Origin of the sequence: Muriicola sp. E247 (genome assembly GCF_041358175.1) — a bacterium.
Taxonomy (GTDB): domain Bacteria; phylum Bacteroidota; class Bacteroidia; order Flavobacteriales; family Flavobacteriaceae; genus Muriicola.
In genome coordinates this window covers 14,553-37,511 of sequence record NZ_JBGKBE010000002.1, presented here as the reverse complement: position 1 = coordinate 37,511, position 22,959 = coordinate 14,553, and the positions used below count along the sequence as shown (strand labels likewise).

Annotated in this window: 26 protein-coding genes; 10 read left to right on the top strand and 16 right to left on the bottom strand. The window is 42.1% G+C overall.

Going from position 1 to position 22,959, the window contains the following annotated elements; all coding sequences use genetic code 11:
- Nucleotides 1–3: 3 nt before the first annotated feature.
- The 8 genes from ACA086_RS03715 to ACA086_RS03680 all read right to left on the bottom strand — a co-directional run bounded on the left by ACA086_RS03715 (nucleotide 4) and on the right by ACA086_RS03680 (nucleotide 7,384).
- Complete coding sequence (locus tag ACA086_RS03715; RefSeq protein ID WP_371002006.1) at nucleotides 4–822, bottom strand: enoyl-ACP reductase; 819 nt, start codon at nucleotides 820–822, stop codon at nucleotides 4–6.
- A 45-nt stretch (nucleotides 823–867) separates the two neighbouring features.
- Entirely contained in the window at nucleotides 868–2,520 is a 1,653-nt protein-coding gene (recN, locus tag ACA086_RS03710) for a DNA repair protein RecN (RefSeq protein WP_371002005.1), read from the bottom strand.
- A gap of 63 nt (nucleotides 2,521–2,583) precedes the next feature.
- Nucleotides 2,584–3,477 carry a DUF4835 family protein gene (locus ACA086_RS03705; protein ID WP_371002004.1) on the bottom strand — a complete coding sequence of 298 codons (894 nt, stop codon included), beginning with the start codon at nucleotides 3,475–3,477 and terminating at the stop codon, nucleotides 2,584–2,586.
- The gene (gene coaBC / locus ACA086_RS03700) at nucleotides 3,470–4,675 is read right to left on the bottom strand and encodes a bifunctional phosphopantothenoylcysteine decarboxylase/phosphopantothenate--cysteine ligase CoaBC (RefSeq protein ID WP_371002003.1); all 1,206 of its coding nucleotides are present in this window, start codon (nucleotides 4,673–4,675) and stop codon (nucleotides 3,470–3,472) included. Before coaBC ends, ACA086_RS03705 begins: the two co-directional genes overlap by 8 nt.
- Complete coding sequence (locus ACA086_RS03695) at nucleotides 4,676–5,011, bottom strand: DNA-directed RNA polymerase subunit omega (protein WP_369749605.1); 336 nt, start codon at nucleotides 5,009–5,011, stop codon at nucleotides 4,676–4,678.
- Nucleotides 5,008–5,850: an outer membrane protein assembly factor BamD gene (locus tag ACA086_RS03690; protein ID WP_371002002.1), complete on the bottom strand. Its 843-nt coding sequence runs from the start codon at nucleotides 5,848–5,850 to the stop codon at nucleotides 5,008–5,010. Before ACA086_RS03690 ends, ACA086_RS03695 begins: the two co-directional genes overlap by 4 nt.
- Before the next feature lie 110 nt (nucleotides 5,851–5,960).
- Complete coding sequence (gene dapA / locus ACA086_RS03685; RefSeq protein WP_371002001.1) at nucleotides 5,961–6,848, bottom strand: 4-hydroxy-tetrahydrodipicolinate synthase; 888 nt, start codon at nucleotides 6,846–6,848, stop codon at nucleotides 5,961–5,963.
- A gap of 2 nt (nucleotides 6,849–6,850) precedes the next feature.
- A complete protein-coding gene (locus ACA086_RS03680) occupies nucleotides 6,851–7,384 on the bottom strand; it encodes a hypothetical protein (protein ID WP_371002000.1) in 534 nt (177 codons plus the stop codon).
- A 79-nt stretch (nucleotides 7,385–7,463) separates the two neighbouring features.
- Between ACA086_RS03680 and ACA086_RS03675 the strand changes: the two genes are divergently transcribed.
- Both ACA086_RS03675 and ACA086_RS03670 read left to right on the top strand, forming a co-directional pair.
- Nucleotides 7,464–8,222 carry a 5'-nucleotidase C-terminal domain-containing protein gene (locus ACA086_RS03675; protein WP_371001999.1) on the top strand — a complete coding sequence of 253 codons (759 nt, stop codon included), beginning with the start codon at nucleotides 7,464–7,466 and terminating at the stop codon, nucleotides 8,220–8,222.
- Nucleotides 8,219–9,130: a bifunctional UDP-sugar hydrolase/5'-nucleotidase gene (locus ACA086_RS03670; protein WP_371001998.1), complete on the top strand. Its 912-nt coding sequence runs from the start codon at nucleotides 8,219–8,221 to the stop codon at nucleotides 9,128–9,130. Before ACA086_RS03675 ends, ACA086_RS03670 begins: the two co-directional genes overlap by 4 nt.
- Nucleotides 9,131–9,174: 44 nt before the next feature.
- Here the strand turns inward: ACA086_RS03670 and ACA086_RS03665 are convergent, their stop codons facing one another.
- Nucleotides 9,175–9,480: a hypothetical protein gene (locus ACA086_RS03665; RefSeq protein WP_371001997.1), complete on the bottom strand. Its 306-nt coding sequence runs from the start codon at nucleotides 9,478–9,480 to the stop codon at nucleotides 9,175–9,177.
- Nucleotides 9,481–9,608: 128 nt separating this feature from the next.
- Between ACA086_RS03665 and ACA086_RS03660 the strand changes: the two genes are divergently transcribed.
- Nucleotides 9,609–10,376: a hypothetical protein gene (locus tag ACA086_RS03660; protein ID WP_371001996.1), complete on the top strand. Its 768-nt coding sequence runs from the start codon at nucleotides 9,609–9,611 to the stop codon at nucleotides 10,374–10,376.
- 54 nt (nucleotides 10,377–10,430) lie between these two features.
- Here ACA086_RS03660 and ligA read toward each other — a convergent pair whose 3' ends face one another.
- A complete protein-coding gene (gene ligA, locus ACA086_RS03655) occupies nucleotides 10,431–12,428 on the bottom strand; it encodes an NAD-dependent DNA ligase LigA (protein ID WP_371001995.1) in 1,998 nt (665 codons plus the stop codon).
- Nucleotides 12,429–12,439: 11 nt separating this feature from the next.
- Nucleotides 12,440–13,297, bottom strand: coding sequence for a peptide chain release factor N(5)-glutamine methyltransferase (gene prmC, locus ACA086_RS03650; protein ID WP_371001994.1), 858 nt, complete (start codon nucleotides 13,295–13,297; stop codon nucleotides 12,440–12,442).
- 129 nt (nucleotides 13,298–13,426) lie between these two features.
- On the opposite strand from prmC, the gene ribD reads away from it, so the two are divergent.
- The 4 genes from ribD to ACA086_RS03630 are packed head-to-tail and all read left to right on the top strand — an operon-like array spanning nucleotide 13,427 to nucleotide 16,558.
- Nucleotides 13,427–14,479: a bifunctional diaminohydroxyphosphoribosylaminopyrimidine deaminase/5-amino-6-(5-phosphoribosylamino)uracil reductase RibD gene (ribD, locus tag ACA086_RS03645; protein ID WP_371001993.1), complete on the top strand. Its 1,053-nt coding sequence runs from the start codon at nucleotides 13,427–13,429 to the stop codon at nucleotides 14,477–14,479.
- Nucleotides 14,472–15,074 (top strand): HAD family hydrolase, encoded by a 603-nt coding sequence (locus ACA086_RS03640; protein ID WP_371001992.1) that lies wholly within the window; start codon nucleotides 14,472–14,474, stop codon nucleotides 15,072–15,074. Before ribD ends, ACA086_RS03640 begins: the two co-directional genes overlap by 8 nt.
- Before the next feature lies 1 nt (nucleotide 15,075).
- Entirely contained in the window at nucleotides 15,076–15,939 is an 864-nt protein-coding gene (locus ACA086_RS03635) for an EamA family transporter (RefSeq protein ID WP_371001991.1), read from the top strand.
- 10 nt (nucleotides 15,940–15,949) lie between these two features.
- Nucleotides 15,950–16,558, top strand: coding sequence for a YigZ family protein (locus ACA086_RS03630; protein WP_371001990.1), 609 nt, complete (start codon nucleotides 15,950–15,952; stop codon nucleotides 16,556–16,558).
- 8 nt (nucleotides 16,559–16,566) lie between these two features.
- On the opposite strand, the gene ACA086_RS03625 is transcribed toward ACA086_RS03630, so the two are convergent.
- A complete protein-coding gene (locus ACA086_RS03625; RefSeq protein ID WP_371001989.1) occupies nucleotides 16,567–16,971 on the bottom strand; it encodes an acyl-CoA thioesterase in 405 nt (134 codons plus the stop codon).
- 202 nt (nucleotides 16,972–17,173) lie between these two features.
- On the opposite strand from ACA086_RS03625, the gene dnaA reads away from it, so the two are divergent.
- The 3 genes from dnaA to ACA086_RS03610 are packed head-to-tail and all read left to right on the top strand — an operon-like array spanning nucleotide 17,174 to nucleotide 19,786.
- On the top strand, nucleotides 17,174–18,598 hold the full coding sequence (gene dnaA / locus ACA086_RS03620) for a chromosomal replication initiator protein DnaA (protein ID WP_369749620.1): 1,425 nt from the start codon (nucleotides 17,174–17,176) through the stop codon (nucleotides 18,596–18,598).
- 6 nt (nucleotides 18,599–18,604) lie between these two features.
- A complete protein-coding gene (locus ACA086_RS03615; protein ID WP_371001988.1) occupies nucleotides 18,605–19,054 on the top strand; it encodes a low molecular weight protein-tyrosine-phosphatase in 450 nt (149 codons plus the stop codon).
- A 9-nt stretch (nucleotides 19,055–19,063) separates the two neighbouring features.
- On the top strand, nucleotides 19,064–19,786 hold the full coding sequence (locus ACA086_RS03610) for an SAM-dependent methyltransferase (protein WP_371001987.1): 723 nt from the start codon (nucleotides 19,064–19,066) through the stop codon (nucleotides 19,784–19,786).
- 38 nt (nucleotides 19,787–19,824) lie between these two features.
- Here ACA086_RS03610 and ACA086_RS03605 read toward each other — a convergent pair whose 3' ends face one another.
- The 4 genes from ACA086_RS03605 to dapF all read right to left on the bottom strand — a co-directional run bounded on the left by ACA086_RS03605 (nucleotide 19,825) and on the right by dapF (nucleotide 22,938).
- On the bottom strand, nucleotides 19,825–20,457 hold the full coding sequence (locus ACA086_RS03605) for a hypothetical protein (protein WP_371001986.1): 633 nt from the start codon (nucleotides 20,455–20,457) through the stop codon (nucleotides 19,825–19,827).
- Nucleotides 20,458–20,606: 149 nt separating this feature from the next.
- Entirely contained in the window at nucleotides 20,607–21,644 is a 1,038-nt protein-coding gene (gene mltG / locus ACA086_RS03600) for an endolytic transglycosylase MltG (protein ID WP_371001985.1), read from the bottom strand.
- Nucleotides 21,635–22,168 (bottom strand): GNAT family N-acetyltransferase, encoded by a 534-nt coding sequence (locus ACA086_RS03595; protein WP_371001984.1) that lies wholly within the window; start codon nucleotides 22,166–22,168, stop codon nucleotides 21,635–21,637. The genes mltG and ACA086_RS03595 overlap by 10 nt, the downstream gene beginning before the upstream one ends.
- Entirely contained in the window at nucleotides 22,162–22,938 is a 777-nt protein-coding gene (gene dapF, locus ACA086_RS03590) for a diaminopimelate epimerase (RefSeq protein WP_371001983.1), read from the bottom strand. Before dapF ends, ACA086_RS03595 begins: the two co-directional genes overlap by 7 nt.
- Nucleotides 22,939–22,959: the final 21 nt, after the last annotated feature.

The window sequence follows — 22,959 nt, the reverse complement described above, 5'->3', positions numbered from 1 at the left end:
TCATCAATCCTGATCAGTGAATTTTTCAATTACCTCCTGACTCACTCCTGTCATCGAAAATCCGCCGTCATGGAAGAGATTTTGCATGGTTACCTTCCTGGTTAGATCGGAAAACAGGGAAATAGTATAATTGGCACATTCAAGGGCCGAAGCATTCCCCAGGGGAGACATTTTCTCGGCATAGGCGATAAATCCGTCAAATCCTTTTACCCCCTGCCCTGCTGTGGTTGGGGTCGGAGATTGAGAAATGGTATTTACCCTTACCTTCTTTTCCTTCCCGAAGAAATAGCCAAAACTACGTGCCACAGATTCCAAATAGGCTTTATTATCTGCCATATCATTGTAATCCGGGAAGGTACGTTGTGCCGCCATATATGTAAGAGCCACAATACTGCCCCATTCATTCATAGCATCAGCCTTGTATAAACTTTGCATCACCTTGTGAAAAGATAAAGCGGATACGTCCCAGCCCTTTGTTGTAAAGTCATATTTTTCATCCGTGTATTGTCGGCCTTTTCGAACATTGACTGACATACCGATTGAATGGAGGACAAAATCGAGTTTCCCCCCTAAAATCTCTGTTGATTTTGCTACCAGATTAGCCAGATCCTCTTCATTAGTCGCATCGGCAGGTATGATCTCAGAATTGGTCTTTTTTGCCAGTTCATTGATTTGGCCCATTCTCATGGCAATCGGGGCATTGGTCAGTACAAAACTGCCGCCTTCCTCATGCACTCGTTCCGCTGTTTTCCAGGCGATGGAATTCTCATCCAGTGCACCAAAAATGATCCCTTTTTTTCCCTTGAGTAAGTTGTATCCCATAGTAGTTATCTTAGGTTTATTCTTCTAAATATATTTAATTTATTCTTAATTAAGAAGTTGTTTAGCGTGGGCCATGGCCGAGTCTGACAATGCCTTGCCCCCCAGCATTTCAGCCAGCTCTACAACCCGATCCTCGGCATCCAGTTTAACCATCCTCGTGCTTGTCTTTCTCCCGTCATCTTCTTTAAATACCTTGTAATGGTGATCCCCCTTGGAAGCTACCTGAGGTAAATGCGTGATGGAAAAAACCTGCATTTTTGCAGACATATTTTGCATGATTGCACCCATTTTGTTGGATATCTCACCCGATACGCCGGTATCTATCTCATCAAACATTATTGTTGGTAACTGTTCGTATTGCGCGAGAATGGATTTAATGATCAGCATAATCCTCGAAAGTTCCCCTCCCGAAGCATTCTTTTTTAGGGAACCATAATCCCCTCCCCTGTTGGCAGAGAATTCAAAAATAAGCTTGTCTCTCCCCTTATTTGTAAATTCGCTACCCTCCTCCAGTTCTATTTTGAAACTGGCATTGGGCATGCCCAATTCTTTCAGGGCGGTTTCCAGTTTTTCCTTTAATTGAGGGATAATCGAATTCCGTCTTTTGTTGAGTTGCTTCGAAAGGCCTTCCAATTCCCTTTCTGTCTGCTCCAATAGATTCTGCTGACCTGCTATATCCGCTTCCAGGTTTTCCGTCTGCATAATCCTGGCTTCCAGTTCTTCTTTGATTTTCAAAAGTTCTTCAACAGTAGATACACTGTGTTTCTTTTGTAATGAATACAGCAACTGAAGTTTTTCATTCACCTCCTCAAGTAAACCGGGATTGGGGACTACTTTATCCTGAAGGGATTCTATTTCTGCAACTATATCGTCTATTTCCAGAAATACGGACTGTATTCTTTTTGATAGCTCGGTGTATGCTGCGCCATAGCTTTCCAATTTCGCTATACTACCCCTGAGGCTGGTTAAGGATGTCTGAATACCTATTTCCTCGTGGGTGAGTATCTGATGGCTGCCCGACAATTGCTCAAGGATACTTTCAACATTGCTAAGTTCTTCATAGGTCGACTCCAATTCTTCAAGAATTCCGCTTTGCAATGGAGCACTGGCCAACTCATTAAACAGGAAATTGTTGTAATCCTGCTCCTTTTCCGCCTCAGCCTGCATTTTTATCAAGTCCTCCAGCTTTCTCTTTGTTGAATGATATATTGATAAACCGGCCCTGTACTCTGCTAGCATCTCTTTATTGCCCGCTAAGGCATCGACCACCTTTAACTGAAATTCATTTTCTGTCAATTCGAGAGTCTGGTGCTGTGAATGAATGTCGATAAGGCGCTGCCCTAGGGCTGAAAGGATGTCGAGAGTAACCGGTGAATCATTGATAAAAGCCCTTGATTTGCCGCTTGGCTGTATCTCCCGTCTTAGAATAGTTAATGGGTCGTATTCGAGGTCGTGTTGTTGAAAAAGGGATTTTAAATTGTATTGTTCGATTTGAAACTCAGCTTCGATAGTACACTTTTTCTCTTTGTTCCTCAGTGTACTGAGGTCGGCCCTTTTCCCCAGTACCAATGATAATCCTCCTAAAAAAATAGATTTTCCTGCCCCTGTTTCGCCCGTAATCGTACTAAAACCGCGATCAAAGTCAACCGACAGATCATCGATAAGAGCGTAATTTTTTATAGTGAGATGGGTCAGCAATGTCTTCGGGATTAAATCTACGGTAAAGATAACCGAATATGTGCTATGAAAAAATGAGGGTTCTCAATATTTTATTTGATTCCAGGTAGAGGAATAGAAGGGTGCCACTTTATTAAGGCTGGTTTTGAGGGCCACAATATCTACTTTGGGTCCATCGGAAAAAACATTGAGGATCTCTTCCGATTTTGCATCGAAAAAAGTCTGAATCAGAAAAGCATTAGGCCTTCGCTGAATCAGTGTTTCAAACAATCGCATTGAACCGGAGATGACCTGCTTCCCCGTACTATTGTTATCCCCAAGAATATCGAGCCCCTTGCGATGATAATTATACATGGCGATGCGATATTCCCTGAACGTATTTGACAGGAGATTGTCGACAAGAACAAAACGGGTGCGGTTATCGGTGGCCGACTGGTTCCAACCGGCAAAATTACTCCCCTGAGCCTGTGTTACAATTTTTTGTGCTTCCTTAAAATATTCTGTGCCTCCTTCCAGGGCATATGTATCCGCATCTAGCCCCAGGACGATATAAACGTAATAAGCAATTACACCTACAAGGTTAGAATTGAAGACATTGGGGTTGTAGATAAGGGGCTGAAATTCGATATACTCAAAATTGAATTGATTGTCTTTGTAGTTAAACACCGGGCTCTCGTAAGTAGTGTTAAACACTGGTCGAGAAGACTGAATCTGAATGTTCGCTTCAAACCTGTTCGATTCAAATTTGGTTACGGTGATAAACATCCTGGCATTGACCCTCTCATTTTCCTTGTAAACCCTGTTGGTCCATTTATTCCTGTTGACAAAATCATTCAGGGAACGTTCAAGGGTCCGAAAAATCTGCTGGTTGGTCTGACCTACCTGATCCGAATTTACCGTAACTACACAATTGAGTTCCTGAGCTCCTATGTTCAGGGAGCTTAAAAATAGTACAACAAGAAAAATAATACTACGCATGAAGGCGATCAATAATTTCTTTCCAGATATCTGCAGCCACTTCGGCTTTGGTCTTTACATCAAACGATTTTATTGTGGAATTCTTGTCTATAAAGGTGACTTTGTTAGTCACTCCTCCGAAACCAGCTCCTTTATCCTTTAAAGAGTTTAGTACAATAGCATCCAAATTCTTTTTCTTAAGCTTAGTAAGAGCATTTGACAATTCATTTTCTGTTTCCAGGGCAAAGCCCACCAGATACTGACTTTTCTTAGACTTTCCAAGGGTTTGAAGGATATCCTGATTCTTTACCAGTTCAAGGGAAAGCACATCAGATTTTTTCTTGATCTTCTCCCGGGCAGTTGTTTTTGGCTTGTAGTCGGCAACTGCGGCAGCTGCAATGACAACATCAGAGGTTTCGTAAACTCCGATTGCTGCCTGGTACATCTCGTCGGCGCTGGTTACTCTATGCAGCCTGATGAATGATTCATTTATCTCCAGAGCGGAAGGACCCAGAACGAGGTTCACCTCAGCTCCCAGAGCAGCAGCCTTCCTTGCGAGTTCCACCCCCATCAGTCCCGTAGAATGGTTGCCTATGTAACGAACGGGATCAATGGCTTCATAAGTGGGCCCTGCTGTGATCAGGACCTTTTTGCCTTCCAGAGGCAGGCCTTTACGCATATGTTTTTGAACAAGCTCGATAATTTTTTCGGGTTCTTCCATTCGGCCTTCGCCTGCCAGACCACTGGCCAATTCCCCACTTGCCACTGGGATCATAATATTTCCGAAAGATTCCAATTTTTCAGTACTCGCTTTGGTGGAAGGATGGCGGTACATATCCAGATCCATGGCCGGTGCAAAGTAGACAGGGCATTTTGCCGAGAGGTAGGTCGCCATTAAGAGGTTGTCACAAACTCCGTTGGCCATTTTAGAAAGCGTGTTTGCCGTAGCGGGAGCAATAAGCATCAGGTCGGCCCATAATCCCAATTCTACATGGTTGTCCCAGTTAACCGTTCCTTCATCTTCTTTAATAAAATCGAGATGAACCGGATTTTTAGACAATGTGGCCAGAGTGAGGGGAGTAACAAAAGAAGCGGCGCTTTCAGTTAAAATGACTTTAACTTCAGCGCCGGCTTTAATAAGTAATCTGACAAGAAATGCAGTTTTGTAGGCGGCAATACCTCCGGTAATTCCCAAAAGGACCTTTTTGCCTTCTAACATCTACTGATCGTCTTTCTCCGTATTTCTGTGGTAAATTTTGTCTTCCAACCATTCTGTGATGGCCATGGCATGTGGTTTAGGTAATTTTTCATAGAACTTGGATACTTCTATTTGCTCCTTGTTTTCGAAAACCTCCTCTAAACTATCACTGTAAGTAGCGAATTCCTCTAATTTTTCGAGTAACTCTTTTTTGATCTCAGAATTAATCTGAATAGCTCGTTTTGCTGTGATGGAAATGGCTTCGTAGATGTTATCGGTTTTTTCATCAAATTCATTTCTGTTGATGGTAACCGTAGAAACCGGAGCCTTGGTGTTTTTTAAGTCATTCATATTCATTTCGATGTAATTTCTTGAGCTTTAAATTCTGCTAGTTGTTCGTTAATTTCTTCATACAAATCATCCGCCTTTTTGAGAAAACTGGTTTGTGGATAATACTTCAATAAATTTTTGTAGGCGGTTTCGGCTGTTTCCAGTCGTTCCTGTTTTCTATTCTCGGTACTGTTCAAAGCAAGATTTGCTGTGGCCACTAATTTAAGGTAAAATGCCTCTTCTCTGAAAATTGTACCAGGGTAATCTGAAACAAAATTATCGAGAGCAGCAACCGCTGAGATACTGTAATCAAGTATATATGAGTTTCCAAGTTTTGTGAATTGCTTGGCTATCTCAAATGCTTTCTTTTCCTTTTTGGTCGTAAGTTCCCGGGCCATGGTATTCGCCTCAGGCATAAACTCTGACTCAGGGTAAGAATTGATAAAATTCTGAAGTTTCACCAGGGCTTTGTCTGTATCTGTCTGGTCCAGGGAATATCGGGGAGACAACATATAGTAACTTTTCGCCCCCAGAAATGAGGCTTCGGCAGCCTTGTCACTTTTGGGATACGACTTTAAAAATCGTTCGAACTGATAGCCGGCAAAATTGTAATTCTTAATCTGAAAGTAGGTATCAGCAAGAAAGAACAATACCCTTTCCCCCTGTGGTTTTCCAACGTATTTAGGGGCTATCTGTTCAAACAGACGATTCGCCCGCTTGTAATCCTTCTCTTCGTAATATTTTTCGGCAAGGTCATACTTTGCCTTAACATCTTCATTCTTGAGTACTTTCTGATACTCATTACAGGAGATGGCTAGCATAGCTATCATGGCAAGGGGTAAAATACTTCGGAGCTTAAAAAACATTTTGCAAAATTACGGATTCCAGTTGGAATATAAAACTAATTCTTCATCACAAACATAAACCGAATCCCGGTCTAAACAGCAGGTTTTGAGGAACTTTTAACGAATGTAATTCAGATTGGAATAGCAAATGATTGAACGAAGGCAGCTATTTTGGATTTAAGCTCGGGTGAAGCTTCAACCAGAGGAAGTCGCACTGCGGCTGTCGAAATCCCAAGACTTTCAAAGATCGCTTTAATACCTGCCGGGTTCCCTTCTTCAAAAATAAGACCCATCCCCGGTGTCAGGGCATTATGCAATTGATGTCCCTTGTCATACTCCCCGTTTAAGCCGTACCTGATCATTCTCGACATCTCTGAAGGCATTCCCTGTCCGAGCACGGAGATCACCCCTATTCCACCTTCAATTACAGTGGGAAGCGCTGTTATATCGTCTCCGGAGATTACGTAAAAACCGTCGGGTACCTCCCTGATCAATTTTTTAATCTGCTCAATATCCCCACAGGCCTCTTTTATCCCGATAACATTGGGACAGGATTCGGCAATCTTCACAACGGTTGAAGGCAATATATTACTCCCTGTCCTCCCGGGAACATTATACAGGATTATGGGTTTAGAAGAAGCCGAAGACAGAACTTTGTAATGTTGAAAAATCCCTTCCTGGGTAGGTTTGTTATAATAAGGTGATACAGACAATACGGCGTCAAAGGGTGTGAGATCCGTAGCCTTCAGTTCTTCTGCAACCGCGCTTGTATTATTTCCTCCGATTCCGATCACCAAGGGCAGTTGGCCATTGTTCTCAAGGATCACAGTTTCAACAACTCTCTTTTTCTCTTCCTTAGTTAGGGTGACAGATTCCGCGGTAGTACCCAGCACCACCAAATAATCAACTCCTCCTTCAATAGAATGTCGCACCACCTTTTTCAGAGCATCCAGATCCAGAGATCCATCCTTCTTAAAAGGAGTAACCAGGGCTACACCAGTTCCGTATAGTTGTTCCATTTTCACAATTCGCGCATTACCTTTAAATATTTCTTTAATTCTGTTTTATAAGTGTCAAAATCCTTCATGGGTGAATGGATAATCAAATCATTGAGATTGGAATCCAGCTCAGCAAAACCCACCTTGATCCTCGCCCTTGTTTTAACCGTCATCAATTTTAAAATCAATGTGTCCTGAATATAATAATTCAACAGCAGGTCGTACTCTTTACTCAGGAATTCCAAAGCGTAACTATTTTCAACAGCCCCGCCCCAGCCCAGATCTTTATCTGAAAATACCGGAGTGGAATAAGGAGAGTTTTTATCATAAAATGATCTGTAACCCATTATTTTAACTGCGTTAGGCCTTAATTGTAAATGATCTATTAATTGATAGAAAAGATCTGAATCAGGAAAATTATCAAGATCTACAATGACCCCTACCCTATGAAGACCTTTATTTGTTTTTGTCGATTCAGGAACTGACAGAAGTTCGTTTTTCAGGTATTTTTCCCCGGATTTGTGTTTGAATTTCTCCTTAAGTCCCTGTAAAAACATCTATCTTTGCCTTTTCACAAAGATAATTATTCTCCCTGCAATATCCGGGGTAAAGTTAGTAGCTTTCGCTTGTTTAAATATGAAACATTTTGTTTTATTTATAACAATTTCCTTTTTATTATCCTGTGTCGACAAGCCTTCTCATCTTCAATCGATTTCCGGAAAACAACTTCATATAGACGGCAACTTAGTGGCTGACGATTCTGTTGAGGCTTTTATAAAACCTTATCGGCAACGCATCAATACGGTACTCGACAGTGTATTGGCTTTCGCGCCTGAAGATATTGACAAAAGCGATGGTGAATTGAATTCATCACTAGGTAATCTCATGGCCGACATCATCCTTAAACAGGCCGCGCCCATCTTTAAAATGCGCACAGGGAAAGAGGTGGATATGGCTCTGATGAATTACGGTGGGATTCGAAATGTGATTTCCGCCGGAGATGTCACCGCAAGAAACGCATTCGAGGTGATGCCCTTTGAGAATCATATTGTCGTTGTTAAAATTTCCGGCAGTGTAGTCAGGGAAATGGTAAATTATTTGGTGGAATCAGACAGGCCACAACCCATTAGTGGCATCAAGATCGTGCTTAACAAGGAAGGCCGACTACAAAATGTAACTGTGCGGGGGACACCATTAGATGAAGAAAAGACCTATTACCTGGCCACCATCAATTATCTCCTTGAAGGAGGAGGGAATGCCGAATTCCTGAAGAAGAATAGTGAGGTAACCGACATGAATTATTTGCTTAGAAATGCCATGATCGACTACTTTAAGTCGGTTGACACCTTAAGTGCAGGGGTAGATGATCGTTTCATTCAATTAAAGAACCTATGAAACGCAGATCATTTCTTCTCAATTCCATAGCCGGTGCCGGATATTTGAGCGTGGGTGGATCTGTTTTAAACAGTTGTTCGCTTTCAACAGAAAAAACGATCACCATTCTGCACACCAATGATGTGCACAGCCATCTGGATCCCTTCCCTGCCGATCATGCGACCTTTCCCGATATGGGTGGGATTGCCCGTAGAGCGTCTCTGATATCATCTATCAGGAAGGAAAATCCAAATACATTACTGCTCGATGCAGGCGATATCTTCCAGGGGACCCCTTATTTTAATTTTTATGGAGGAGAACTGGAATTCAGGTTGATGAGTCGGTTAAAATACGATGCCGCCACCTTGGGGAATCATGATTTTGACAATGGGATAGACGGACTATTAGCACAGCTTCCTTATGCTAAATTCGATTTTCTATGTGCCAATTACGACTTTACCAATACCGTATTAAATGGAATGACCTATCCCTATAAAGTTTTTGAAGTGGATGGGATCAAAGTAGGGGTTTTCGGCCTGGGGATCAATCTGGATGGTCTAGTAACAAGGAAACTCTACAAGGAAACCAAATACCTGGATCCGGTTGAGATTAGCCTTGATACGGCCAGGATTCTTAAAGAGGAGAAAAATTGTGATTTGGTCATTTGCCTGTCTCACCTGGGTTATGAATACAGAAATCCGGATTTGGCGAGTGATGTTATTCTGGCTTCAAAAACTCAGGATATCGACCTGATCATCGGCGGTCATACACATACCTTTCTCGATAAACCGGTGGTTCGTAAAAATCGCAAAGACCTCCCAGTCCTTATAAATCAAGTAGGATGTTACGGAATTAACCTGGGAAGAATCGATTTCCTTTTTGACGGTTCTGAGCTAAAAACAGGGGAAGGGATTTCTATCTCAGTCTAGACCCTTCGCGAGAAGTGTCCGACTCAAATTTCGCCTGATCAATATTAATTCCCCAAAAGAATATGATCTAAAATTTCCGCAAACTCTTCCTTCAGGGATTTTGAAGACTTGGGTCTTCCTGCACGGTTATACCAATAACCGGCATTCCAAAGATCCCCTTCTTTCCGGTGCAAATAAGCGTGGATCCATGTGGCTTCAGGTGTGTTTAGCTGGTCTACAATGTCGTGAGCTTTATCCCAGTCCCCTTTTGCATCCCACCAGAGGGATTGCAAGGTCTTAGGCCAGTTTAAAGGAGGTTGATCGGCATCCAGACTAAATTCAAACTCTTTTGTGTCTCTAAGGTGTTTCAAGATATAGGATAGATAATTTTTTTATGAGCTTCGGACATAAAATTAATGGTTTCGTCCCAAAATGGGCAAGGACACCAAAAGAATGTGCTTTCTTTTCTACTATAATCAAACCAATAAATAACTAAAAGATGAAAAGAACCATTATTACCTCACTACTCGCACTCTGCTTTGTCCTTGGGAGTTTTACCATGTTACAGGCACAAGAAAGCACAAAGGAGCCTATTTGGGAATCCATAATGCTTGTTCCCGATAATACCAAACTGAAAACGCTTGGCGAGAACATGCGCAAACACAATATGAAATACCACACTGAAGGCGCGTTTAAGTCCTTTGTCTACAACATCGCAACAGGACCCAATACTGGAAAGATCGTCTGGATGATGGGACCCTTACAATATCCTGATCTCGATACCCGCCCCGCCGAGGGAGGCCATGATGAAGACTGGAGAGATAATATCATGCCTTATGTGAAAAGCTTGGAGCAGGGAGAATACTGGAAAGAAATAACAAAATGGTCTAATACAGGCATGCTCGCAGGGGACAATTTTGTTTATTCGATTCTGTACACCCGTTACTGGGTGGTTGAGCCTGGGCATGGATTTGGGGTTGATGCCCACCTGTCAATGGCCAGTGAAACAATCAAAGCCATGCCCGGAGTTCATCCATGGGGTGTCTATGACAATGAATTCAGGCAAGGTAATATTGGCAGACATCTCGCTACCGTCTCATTTCACAAGAATTGGCAAGATTTCGATACTGGCTGGCCCTTTAGAGAGACCTTTGATAAAGTTCATGGTGAAAACGCATGGAATAACTTTGTCAGGAACCGGGATGCCACTTTTTCAGATTGGTGGGACGAAATCTGGGTATATGACAAGAACTTAAGCGGAGATTAGCATCACTTTCATAATCTCCTTTAAGCATGCAACCCCCTTTAAACCGAAGGGGGTTTATTTTATTAAACCGAGAAAATCTGATTCCGATATTATTGGGACTCCCAGGGCTTCAGCCTTGCTTCTTTTACTAGGCCCCATATTATTTCCAGCAACCAGATAGGAAGTTTTAGAGGAAATGGAAGAACTCACCTTCCCCCCATTGTCCTCTATCAGTTTTTTTAACTCGGTTCGTTCCAGGTTTTCGAAAACACCGGAAACTACCAGGGTCTTCCCTTTCAGCAAGTCGGTTTGATTCTCAAGCTGAGCTTCTGAAAGCGAGAAATTTAACCCGTGTTTCCTGAGTTCTTCCACAATCTCCCTATTTTTTTCTTCCCTGAAAAATGATACCACACTTTCCGCTATACGCTCCCCAATTTCATTCACCTGTGTGAGGGATTCGGGAGTGGCATTCATCAGTGCATCAATATTCTTAAATGCCCTGGCAAGGACTTTGGCAACCGTTTCTCCCACATAGCGAATCCCAAGGGCAAAAAGGACGCGCTCAAAGGGTATGTTTACCGAATCTGCTATTCCCTGAATAAGGTTTTCGGCCGACTTGTCGGCCATTCGCTCCAGGGGGATTACCTGCTCCTTGGTTAGCGTATACAGATCAGCGTAGTTCTCAATGAGCCCTTCTTTGAAGAGCAACTCAACTGTTTCAGCCCCCAGTCCCTCTATGTCCATAGCCTTTCTTGAGATAAAATGCTGAATCCTGCCGGTAATTTGAGGCGGACAACCTATGGAATTAGGACAGAAATGCTGCGCTTCCCCTTCTTGCCGCCTGAGGAGCGTATGGCATTCCGGGCAGTGGGTGATGTATGTGGTAGGTTTTGAATTCTCAGGACGTTTAGTCAGATCAACCCCAATTATCTTTGGGATGATCTCGCCTCCCTTTTCCACAAATACGGTGTCACCCTCCCGTATGTCGAGTTTAGCGATCTGGTCTGCATTGTGTAGCGAAGCTCGTTTTACAGTGGTGCCTGCCAAAAGCACAGGTTCCAGATTGGCTACCGGGGTAATAGCCCCTGTCCTTCCCACCTGGTATGTAATTTTCTCAAGAACAGTAATGGCCTGCTCGGTTTGAAATTTATAAGCTATAGCCCATCGGGGGGATTTTGCCGTATATCCCAGTTCCTCCTGTTGTTGCAGATTATTTACCTTAATCACAACACCATCGGTTTCATAGGGCAACTCATGCCGGTGGGAATCCCAATAGTCGAGATAAGCCAAAACTTCTTCCATTGTCCTACAGAGTTTTGCCTCCTTTGGGATTTTAAAACCCCATTCCCTCGCTTTTTCGAGGAGTTTGAAATGTGTGTCAGCCGGAAGATTCCTCCCCGCCAGGGCATACAAAAGGCAGTCGAGTGGCCTTTCTGCTACCGCAGCACTGTCCTGAAGTTTCAGACTGCCCGAAGCTGTATTCCTTGGATTCATATAGGGATCCTCCCCATTCTTAATACGCTCTTCATTCATTTTCTTAAATCCCTCAAGGGGCAGGATGATCTCACCGCGGATATCAAATTTTGTTGGGTAATCCCCTCTCAATTTCAGGGGAACCGATTTTATAGTTTTTACATTAGACGTTACATCGTCTCCCTGAAAACCATCTCCTCTTGTTAACGCCTGGGTCAAGTGGCCATTTTCATAAGTTAAACTGATAGATGCCCCGTCGTATTTTAATTCACAGGTAAATTCTACCTCCGTGCCGCCCAGTATCCTTTGAACACGTTTTTCCCAATCCAATAATTCCTCTCTGGAATAGGAGTTATCCAAAGAATACATCCTTTGTTCATGGGTAACCGTATTGAAGTTTTTGGTAATGGCACCCCCTACCCTCATGGTAGGAGAGCTGGGATCTTTAAACTGGGGATGTGCATCCTCAAGGGCTTGTAATTCCTTGAGTTTGAAATCAAATTCGTAATCGGATATCACAGGCGCATCGAGTATATAATATCGATAATTATGGTCGTGAAGTTCTTTTCTCAGCGCGTTAATTCGCTCTTCCGGGGTCATATAGTATTGATTTATTTATCAGTTTTAATAGCTTTTAGAAATCTGTCTTTCCCGTGCAGATCCTTACTGAGCTCAATCTGTTTAAAAGAGTGGTCCTTAAGCAATTTACTGGTTTCAGCTCCAAAGCGCTGATTAATTTCCAGATAGAGTGCACCGCCTTCAACCAAAGCGTTCGAGGCTTCAGGAATTATAAATTCGTAAAATAGAAGCGGTTTTTCATCGGGAACAAATAATGCCATAGAAGGTTCAGCCTCCTTCACGTGTTCTTCCATCGCCAATTTCTCCTTCTCCAGTACATAAGGAGGATTAGAAACAATAATGTCATAATGATCATTTTTCAAATCCATAGACATGATATCTGATTCCAAAAACACCACATCAACTTCATTGATCCGTGCATTCTCTCCGGCTATTTTCAAGGCCTCAGTAGATAGGTCTGTTCCTGTTACCTTTACATTTGGAAGGTGTTTTGCCAGGGATATGGCAATACAACCACTCCCTGTTCCAATGTCCAAAATATTCAGAGGCTTGGAAGAAGTTTTATAATCCTCGATGATTCTACGGACCAGTTCTTCGGTTTCAGGTCGGGGTATCAACACCTTATTATTTACCTTAATCGGAAGATCGGTAAAGGTCGTAACCCCTAGAATGTATTGTAGGGGTTGTCCGAGCTTAAGGGCTGATAGGCCTCTGAAGAAAACACCTTCTTCTTCTTTTGAAATAATCCAGTCAGGATGAAGTGCCAAATGAAATTTGGGTTGACCCAGATAGTGTTCGACGAAGTGATAGAAAAAATGATTCACCTCATCTTTCCCGTATCGTTGATCCAACTCTTTATGGAAGATATGTTTTATCTCTTTTAGTAACACATCACAAGTATCTGAAGATCAAACTAATATATACTTTAAATTAGTTTATAATCCAAGGCGTAATATTCTGTAAATACGTCACAAGGACCCAGCGCCATTTAATCCTTTTTAATATCCTATTTTTGCGAAGTGAAGATACACGAAAAATATATTCTGAGGTGTATAGAACTGGGTAAAAACGGACTTGGGACAACAGCTCCCAACCCCATGGTGGGTTGTGTTATTTTGCATGAAGGCAAGATCATAGGAGAAGGATTTACAAGCCCCTTTGGAGGGCCTCATGCAGAAGTTAACGCTATTAACTCGGTCAAAAACAAGGATTTATTGAAAAAGGCCACTTTGTATGTGAGCCTGGAACCGTGTTCGCATCATGGTAAAACACCTCCTTGCACAGATCTCATATTGAAATGTGGCATTCCCAGAATTGTCATTGGTATTCAGGATCCTCATAGCAAAGTGGCTGGAAAAGGCATAAACATGCTAAAGGAAGAGGGACGGGAAGTGATCGTCCCGGTTCTGGAAGAGCAATGCAGGGAACATCATAAAAGATTTCTCACCTTTCACGAAAAGAAAAGGCCCTATATTATCCTGAAATGGGCAGAAAGTTCGGATGGTTATATGGCTCCAAAAAAATCAGAGCGTGCAATAAACCCTGAGCCCTACTGGATCTCAAATCGTTACTCAAGACAATTAGTACACCAATGGAGGACAGAGGAGCAGGCTATTTTAGTAGGAACTAACACGGTACTGGAAGACAACCCAAAATTAAACCCCAGGACATGGCAGGGCAAAAGCCCTTTGAGGGTAGTAATCGACAGGCATTTAAAAATTCCTCAGAACTATAATATCTATGACCAAACTGCAGATACCCTAGTTTTCACCCAGGCCAAAGCTGATCTCCCAAAACGAAAGGATATTGAGTTTCAGGAAATTGATTTTTCAGAGAATGTCCCATCTCAGATATGTGATCATTTGCATCAACGAAATGTACAAAGTATTATCATTGAAGGTGGAGCGGAAACGCTCAAATCTTTTATTGAGGATAATGTCTGGGATGAAGTGCGCATCTTTACTGGGACTTCCAAACTGGGTGATGGAATAAAAGCCCCGGAGGTTGGCGGAATAGAAGTACAGAGAACTAACCCTGGGAATGATCTATTGAGAATCCTGAAAAATGATTAAGAATATACTTTTCGATTTTGGAGATGTATTTATAAATCTGGACAAAGATGCCACCGTCCGAGAACTGGCAAATGCTGGTTATCATGAGATTGATGAAGAATTGTATCCCATGATTTTCAGCTTTGAGAAAGGCTTGCTGACAAGCTTGGAATTCGTAAAAATGGCGCAGAATTACTTCCAGGGAATTGAAGAGAAGGATTTAATTGCCGCCTGGAATGCTATAATTCTCGATTTCCCTGAACCCCGCCTCAACTTTATAGAAGACCTGGCCGCCTCAGGAAAATACAGGCTGTTTTTATTAAGCAATAACAATGTACTTCATATAGAAAGGGCAAAGGAAGAAATGGGAGAAGAGACCTATAAGAGATTCAGAGATTGCTTTGAAGGATTTTATCTCTCACATGAAATGAAAATGCGCAAACCAGACGCCGAGGCTTTCAGGACCATACTTAAGTCTCATTCCATACAGCCACAGGAAACCCTCTTTGTTGACGATACACTGCAACACATCCAAAGTGCCCGCACATTAGGCCTGAAGACCTGGCACCTGCAGGTTGGCAAGGAAGAAGTTTCAGAAATCACAAAGTATTTATGATATGCTGTACCTAGCCCTGAGTATTCTTTGTTCCAGTCTGATCTTTGTGATCTTTAAGCTTTACGCCCGATTTAAAGTGCAAACCCTGTACGCCATTATTATAAACTACTTTACTGCTTGTTTAGTGGGTTTCACCATGATGGACAATAAGGTTAGTCCATTGGAAATTCCCGGTAAAAGCTGGTTTATAGGAACGCTTGCCCTGGGAGTCCTCTTTATCATCATTTTCAATCTTATGGCAAAAACATCTCAGGTTTTAGGAGTATCGGTTGCCTCAGTGGCTACGAAGATGTCCTTGAGCATCCCTGTTGTACTTGGGGTATTTTTATATGGAGAGGAATTGGGAATCCTAAAAGCACTTGGTGTTCTCCTTGCTTTATGTGCGGTCTATTTCAGTTCGATGCGAAAGGCGCACCTTCCTTTTGACAAACGAACATTATTTCTGCCGCTGCTGGTTTTCCTGGGCTCAGGGGTAATCGATGCCAGTATCCAGTATGCTGAACAGTTTTTAGTACCAACTGAAGAATTTCCCGTTTTTTCTTCAACCGTTTTTGCAAGCGCCGGCTGTTGTGGTTTAGTGTTTATCCTTTTCAAGTCCTTTTCAGCTAAGGTCCGGATAGCTCCCCAAAGTATTTTGGGCGGTATTGCTCTAGGGGTACCCAATTTCTTTTCGATTTATTTTCTCCTCCGTGCGCTGCAAAACGAAGTATTGAACAGCGCATCTGTATTTACCATTAACAATGTGGCCATTGTAATGTTTTCGACCTTATTGGGAATTCTGCTTTTCAGGGAGGTACTCAGTTTCAGGAACTGGATAGGAATTGGCCTGGCCATTCTGAGTATCCTGCTGGTTGCAGCCTTTTAAATGAAGTAATATGTCTACTGATCAGTATAAAACAATTGCCACTCCTGCTGAAGGCATTCTATACAAGGATCGTAACAGTAAATTCATTGGTTTCGCATATCCTGTCAAAAATGAAGAAGAAATCAAGACAATACTGGAAAATATCAGGCAGCAACACAAGGGCGCCAACCATGTCTGCTACGCATGGCAACTGGGAATGGATACTGTGAGCTGGCGGGCGAATGATGACGGGGAACCTAATAATTCTGCAGGATTACCGATTTATGGCCAGATACAGGCCTTTGAGCTTACGCAGGTTCTGGTGGCGGTAGTCAGGTATTTCGGAGGGACCAAACTTGGTGTTGGCGGACTGATTTCTGCCTATAAAAAAACAGCACAACTCACTCTTGAAGAGGTAAAGACCATTAAAAAAACCATCTTTAGTACCCTTGCAGTAGAACTTGATTACAGCTCGATCAATCCGGTTATGCGCCTTATTAAAAAATATCAACTTCAGTTACTCGATCAATCGTCGGGGGCCAGGGTAAGGTATAGGCTGAATGTACCGAGAAATAAGGCACAAGAAGTAATTAAAAAATTCGAAGCCATGAAAGGTGTTGATGTGAATTTAAATAAGTGATACTGCTACTAGTCCAATTTGAGACGATGTAATATGGAATCGGGGCATTTTATGGGGCGCCCGGTTTTCATATCCATAAAAGCTAATACCGTTCTGGCAGTAACCAGCAATTCGTCTTTTTCATTGCGAATTTCATATTCAAATTCAATTTTAACAAGGGGCGGTTTTGAAAGTCGGGTAATGACCGTGATCAGGTCGTCGTAGGTTGCCGATTTTTTGAAATCCATCTGTAAGGAAATTACCGGCAACATGATTCCGTCTTTTTCCATCTGCTTGTAAGAAAATCCCAGGGACCTCAACCACTCTACCCTGCCCATCTCCAGGTATTGGGCATAATTACCGTGGTAGACCACTCCCATCTGGTCTGTTTCCCCATATCGAACTCGAAAAGAAAATTTATTTTGATACCCCATTTTTCAGTTAAAAACTATATATTTAGAAAGGAGGAATTATGAGCCGGAACATGCGAAAAAAAAAGGATAAATTCAACCTCAAATGATTTTTTTTTTAGCTTTTTTGTTCACATATTTGTCTCACTCTAAAAGAAAGTTACACGACACTTTCTCGAACCAACTGGCTTAAATCACTAACCAACAAAAATAGAGCGTTTTTAAAATGAGTGTTACTGCTAATTCCGTATGGAACAATTGTTTGGCATTTATCAAAGATAACATCCAACCGCAGGCATTCAAAACGTGGTTTGAACCTATCAAACCCGTAAAACTTTCCGAAAAAGCGCTTAGTATTCAGGTTCCCAGTAAATTTTTCTACGAATGGCTGGAAGAACACTACGTGAAATTACTAAAAGTTGCCCTCACAAAAGAACTCGGAGAGCAGGCCAAATTGGTTTACATTATTAAAATGGAGAACACTTACGGGAACAAAGAACCTTTTACAGAACGTATACCCAGTACCAACCGTGGTAATGTTAGTACACAGGAGATGGATGTGCCTGTAAAATCAAAAAATCCGGAACTCAAGAACCCTTTTGTAATTCCCGGGATTCGAAATATCAAAATAGAATCACAACTCAATCCCAATTATAACTTCGAAAACTTCCTGGAAGGAGATTCCAACCGACTGGCCAGATCGGCAGGAATGGCCGTGGCAAACAAACCCGGAGGCACTTCTTTTAATCCATTATTAATTTTCGGAGGGGTAGGATTGGGAAAAACACATCTCGCCCACGCCATAGGAGTTGATATCAAAGACAAATATCCGGAACGAACGGTACTTTATATATCAGCAGAGAAATTTACCCAGCAATATATCGAGTCGGTTAAAAAGAATACCAGAAACGATTTCATTCATTTCTATCAGCTGATCGATGTCCTTATCATTGATGATGTACAATTCCTATCCGGAAAATCAGGAACTCAGGATGTATTTTTCCATATTTTTAACCACTTGCATCAAAATGGCAAACAGGTAATCCTCACTTCAGACAAAGCGCCTGTAGATATGCAGGATATAGAACAGCGATTATTGTCGAGATTTAAATGGGGCTTATCTGCTGAGCTACAAAACCCGGATTACGAAACAAGGATTTCAATTCTCAAAAATAAATTGTACAGAGACGGGGTGGAAATGCCCGATGATATCATTGAATACGTTGCCAAACACATAAAGACGAACATTCGGGAGCTGGAAGGAGCGATAATTTCATTGATTGCCCAATCTTCCTTTAACAAACGTGAAGTAACCCTCGAATTAGCGCAACAGGTCGTTGAAAAATTTGTAAAAAATACTAAGCGGGAAGTTTCAATTGACTACATCCAGAAAGTAGTTTCAGATTACTTTGAAATGGACGTGGCAACCCTTCAATCCAAGACCAGAAAACGTCACATTGTTCAGGCCAGACAATTGGCTATGTTTTTTGCCAAGAAATTTACAAAAGCCTCACTAGCCAGCATTGGATCCCAGATTGGAAAGAGAGACCACGCTACCGTCCTGCACGCTTGTAAGACCGTGGATAACCTCGCGGAAACCGATAAACAATTCAGAAAGTACATAGAAGATCTGACCAAGAAGTTTTCCTAAACTGGTATGAAAAAGAAAGTGCTCATGGTGTGTCTGGGTAATATTTGCAGATCCCCATTAGCCGAAGGTATACTCAGATCAAAAGTCGATCCCAATAAAGTTGAGGTTGATTCTGCCGGTACGGCGGGCTATCATGTGGGGAATCCCCCAGATTCCAGATCGATTGATACGGCAAAAAAATACAACATCGATATCAGTCAGCAACGCTGTCGTAAATTTATTAGGGAGGACTACTTTCAGTTCGATCACATATTTGTAATGGACAAGGCTAATTACACCGATGTCTTAGCCCTTGCTCCAGATGAAACTTATCGGGCTAAAGTTAGGCTACTTCTGGAGGGAGTTGAATCTTCACCTGCCGAAGTACCCGACCCATATTATGGGGGTCACGATGGGTTTGAACTGGTCTTTCAACTACTCGATCAGGCATGTGAAAAACTGGTAAACGAACTTTAGTTTAAGTTGATGAGCAAATCGGATAAAACTCCTGGAAAATTATACCTGATCCCCACTACCCTTGGGGGTACGGCACCCCTGGAAGTCCTTCCGATCTCCATCAAACAGGCTATTGAGGCTATCGATTACTATATCGTGGAAAATGAAAAAACCGCCCGACGGTTTATAAAAACTATTGCCCCCAGAAAATCACAACCCTCCCTGCATATAGAACAATTAAACAAATTCACTGAACCCGATACCATACCCGCCTTTCTAGATCCTTGTTTAAAAGGAAATCACGTTGGAGTTCTGTCGGAAGCGGGAAGTCCCGCAGTTGCGGATCCCGGAGCGGAAGTCGTTAGGATTGCCCATGAAAAGAATATTCAGGTGGTGCCCCTGGTAGGCCCTTCATCACTTATCCTGGCCTTGATGGCCAGTGGCTTAAACGGGCAGAATTTTTGTTTCCATGGCTATCTTCCAATAGATGCAACGGATCGAAAAAAGAGCCTGAAAGCTTTAGAACGTAGTTCTAGGGAAATAAACCAAACCCAGTTATTTATTGAAACCCCTTACAGGAATGACAAATTATTTCAAGATCTTGTCAAGGTCCTCTCCCCTTCTACCCTGCTCTGCATTGCAGCAGACATAACTCTTCCCGGGGAATATATTCGCACTAAGTCGATTGAAGAATGGAGGCATGAGACTCCCGATCTGCACAAAAGGCCTGCGATCTTTTTACTTCTTGCCTGAAGACTTTATTTGCGATTTCTAATTAGACCTCTTAAGTTCTAAATCTGTGGATTCCTTTGTGGAATAATTACGGAAACATCGTATCCTGAGAATTGTTTAAGGTAATTAGATATACTAGTACCATAAGCGTCCTCTACATCCCATTGCCCATATGACCTGAGAAACTTCTTAACGTTGCCGGGCCCTGCCAGGTGAGCGGCAGCCAGGATACCGGATTCTGAGATCTCAATTCCCTTTACCTTTTTCCCTACAAACCTGTGGATATCTCTTCGGAGTATCCATTTATTTCGGGCCAGGTTAGTCCTGAACACGCGTTCCTGTAAAGTGGGATCGTTAAGGAATTGAGTGGCATTGTAAACACCCATAAGCTGGAGGGTACCAATACCGAATTGATATTTGCCCAGATAACCTAAAGTGTTAATTATAAAATAGTCTCCCTGTGATTCTTTAAAAGCCAAGGCCTCTTTAAATCCCACAAAAGAACTACCCACAAAGGGCGGTATCACCATTGAGGAAGGCATATTGGTTTTGTCTTTGGGAAACAAAACCGGAGTAGGTTCTCTAACGATCAGCGCCTCAGGTACTGTTACTGTATTCTTTGGGGAAGTACCAAAGCTCGCTAACATTAAAATCATGATAAGAGGACAGAGTAAACTTATCCACTTTCTCATATATGTGTTTTCTTAAGACTTATGATCCAAAAAGGACTTGCTTAAATTTCACAATACAAAGATAATGCAGCTTTTTTCTTACATCCACATGGAAGAAGGAGTTTTATGATACTTTTAGGACAAATGGATAATTTTAACCGATAAAATTCCTACCTGTTAATATTTTGGCTATTTATCCACCGGACGTATTGCTGTTTATTTCGGTTGTGCTGTACCAGGTCTTCAGCAAATTTGTGATATCCGAAATTCTCAACGTCTGCAACAAAGTAATAGTAATCATGCTCTTCAGCGTTTAAAACGGCATCAATCGCTGAAATATCAGGCATGGCAATAGGACCCGGGGGTAAGCCCGCATAGCGATACGTATTATAAGGAGAATCGATGGTGAGATCCCTGTAGAGTACCCGGCGAATAATTGTGTCCCAGTTATTGAGTTTTCGCTTAAGGGCAAAAATGACAGTGGGATCAGCCTGGAGGGCCATACCCCGTCTCAGACGATTCAGATATACACCAGCCACCCTGGGCCTTTCGTCTACTTTTGCACTTTCCTTCTGAACTATTGAAGCCAACGTAATAACTTCTTCCCGGTCCATTCCTAAATCTTTGGCTCTCGCCATCCTATCCTTATTCCAGAACCTGTCATATTCCTTTTCCATTCTGTTTCTGAAATCGAGTGCCGATGTATTCCAGAAGAATTCATAAGTATTAGGAATATAAAGACCCAAACTGGTCTCAGGAGTGAGATTTCGTTCCTTGAGAAACTGGCTATCTCGAAAAACCTCCAGCAGAGAAGTACTATCCGCTTCAATTTGAGTAGAAATTCTACCTGCCAGAGCCTGTAGGGATTCCTGATTATTAAATGAGACCATTACCGGAGTATTAGCGCTGCGAAGGGTATTTACGATATCATTATTGCTCATATCCTTCCTGAGAATATACTTCCCCCCTTTAATGCGATATTGCTTTCTTTCCGCCACGGACTGAAAGGCACTAAAATCTTTTAATAAAGGCTCTAATTGCTCTTTGAGATCTGCCATATCTGCCCCTGAAGGAATGTAGACAAAAGCTTCCTTATTTTCAAATGCCGTATTTGGAGAGAAAAATGCGGAATACACATAATAAACAAAAATTCCTCCTCCCAGAACTCCCAGGAGTAATACGGTAATCACGATTCTTTTTAAGTACATAACGGGTTAAATTTTTGAAAGAGATACTGATCTTTATAAGATCCCTGCCATCTGATCCATTCCTTTTTAACAGCTGTCCTTGTAAAGCCAAGTTTTTCAAATAACTTGATACTCGGATGGTTATCTTCCATCACATTGGCATATACCTGCCTGACATTCAGGGATGTAAAAGCAAATTTTGTTACCAGATCTACTGCTTCCATACCCATCCCTTTTTTGCGATCCTCATACTTGAGGATGACCAGTCCCAGGCCTACACGTTCATGTTTAGGATTAAATTCAAATAGATCAATCAAACCTATCAGGGAACCATCAATATCACAAATTGCCAGGCGCAACTGCTTTACTTCATAAATATCCCTGTGGGCATTGTTTAAATACTCTTTTAAGACATGCCGGGAATAAGGCTGCTGTGTGCCGCTTATTTCCCATAATCGGGTGTCATTTTCCAGGAGGTATAAAAAATCAAGGTCCTCTGGTTCCAGAGCTCTGAGAATCACTTTCTTACCTTTTAGTTCTACCACTTTATCAGACCTTTAAATACAAAAGTTGCGGGTCCTACAAGTGCTACATCCTCATACCCCTTTTTTACTGCTTTGAAAGTGACACTAAGGTCACCACCTTTTGTTTTGATATGTATCTTATCTGCCTCCGTCTTGGAAATAAAATGCATCGCAAGAGCCACGGCCGTTACCCCGGTTCCACAGGAATAGGTCTCATCCTCTACTCCGCGTTCATAGGTCCGCACCCAAAAGGAATCTGGTGCAAGTTGTTCTACAAAATTGACATTACTTCCTTTTTCTCCATAAATACCATATCGTATCCTCCTGCCTTCCCTGACAACATCCAGGGAGTTTAAGTCTTTTACAATCTGAACATGGTGAGGTGAGCCGGTATCCAGAAAATACGCGTTGCGTTTTTTACTAATCCTTCCCACGTCAGACATCTTTAATGCCACCATTTCCTCTATAATTGAAGCCTGGTGAAGCCCGTCGCTGGCCTGGAAAGTGGTTTCTTTCTCGATCACGCCCAGATCCCGCGCAAAGGCAACCAAACACCGACCGCCATTACCACACATCGATCCAATATTTCCATCGGCATTGAAGTAAATCATTTTAAAATCTGCCGACTTGTCATTTTCAAGTAACAAAAGACCATCAGCTCCAATGCCAAAACGTCTGTCACATAATTGTTCCACAAGATTGGTATTGTTTTTGGGGAATTCTTCCTGTCGATTATCAAAGATGATAAAGTCGTTACCCGTGCCCTGATATTTGTAAAATTCGAACTCCATAGCAAAGATCAAGGTACAAAG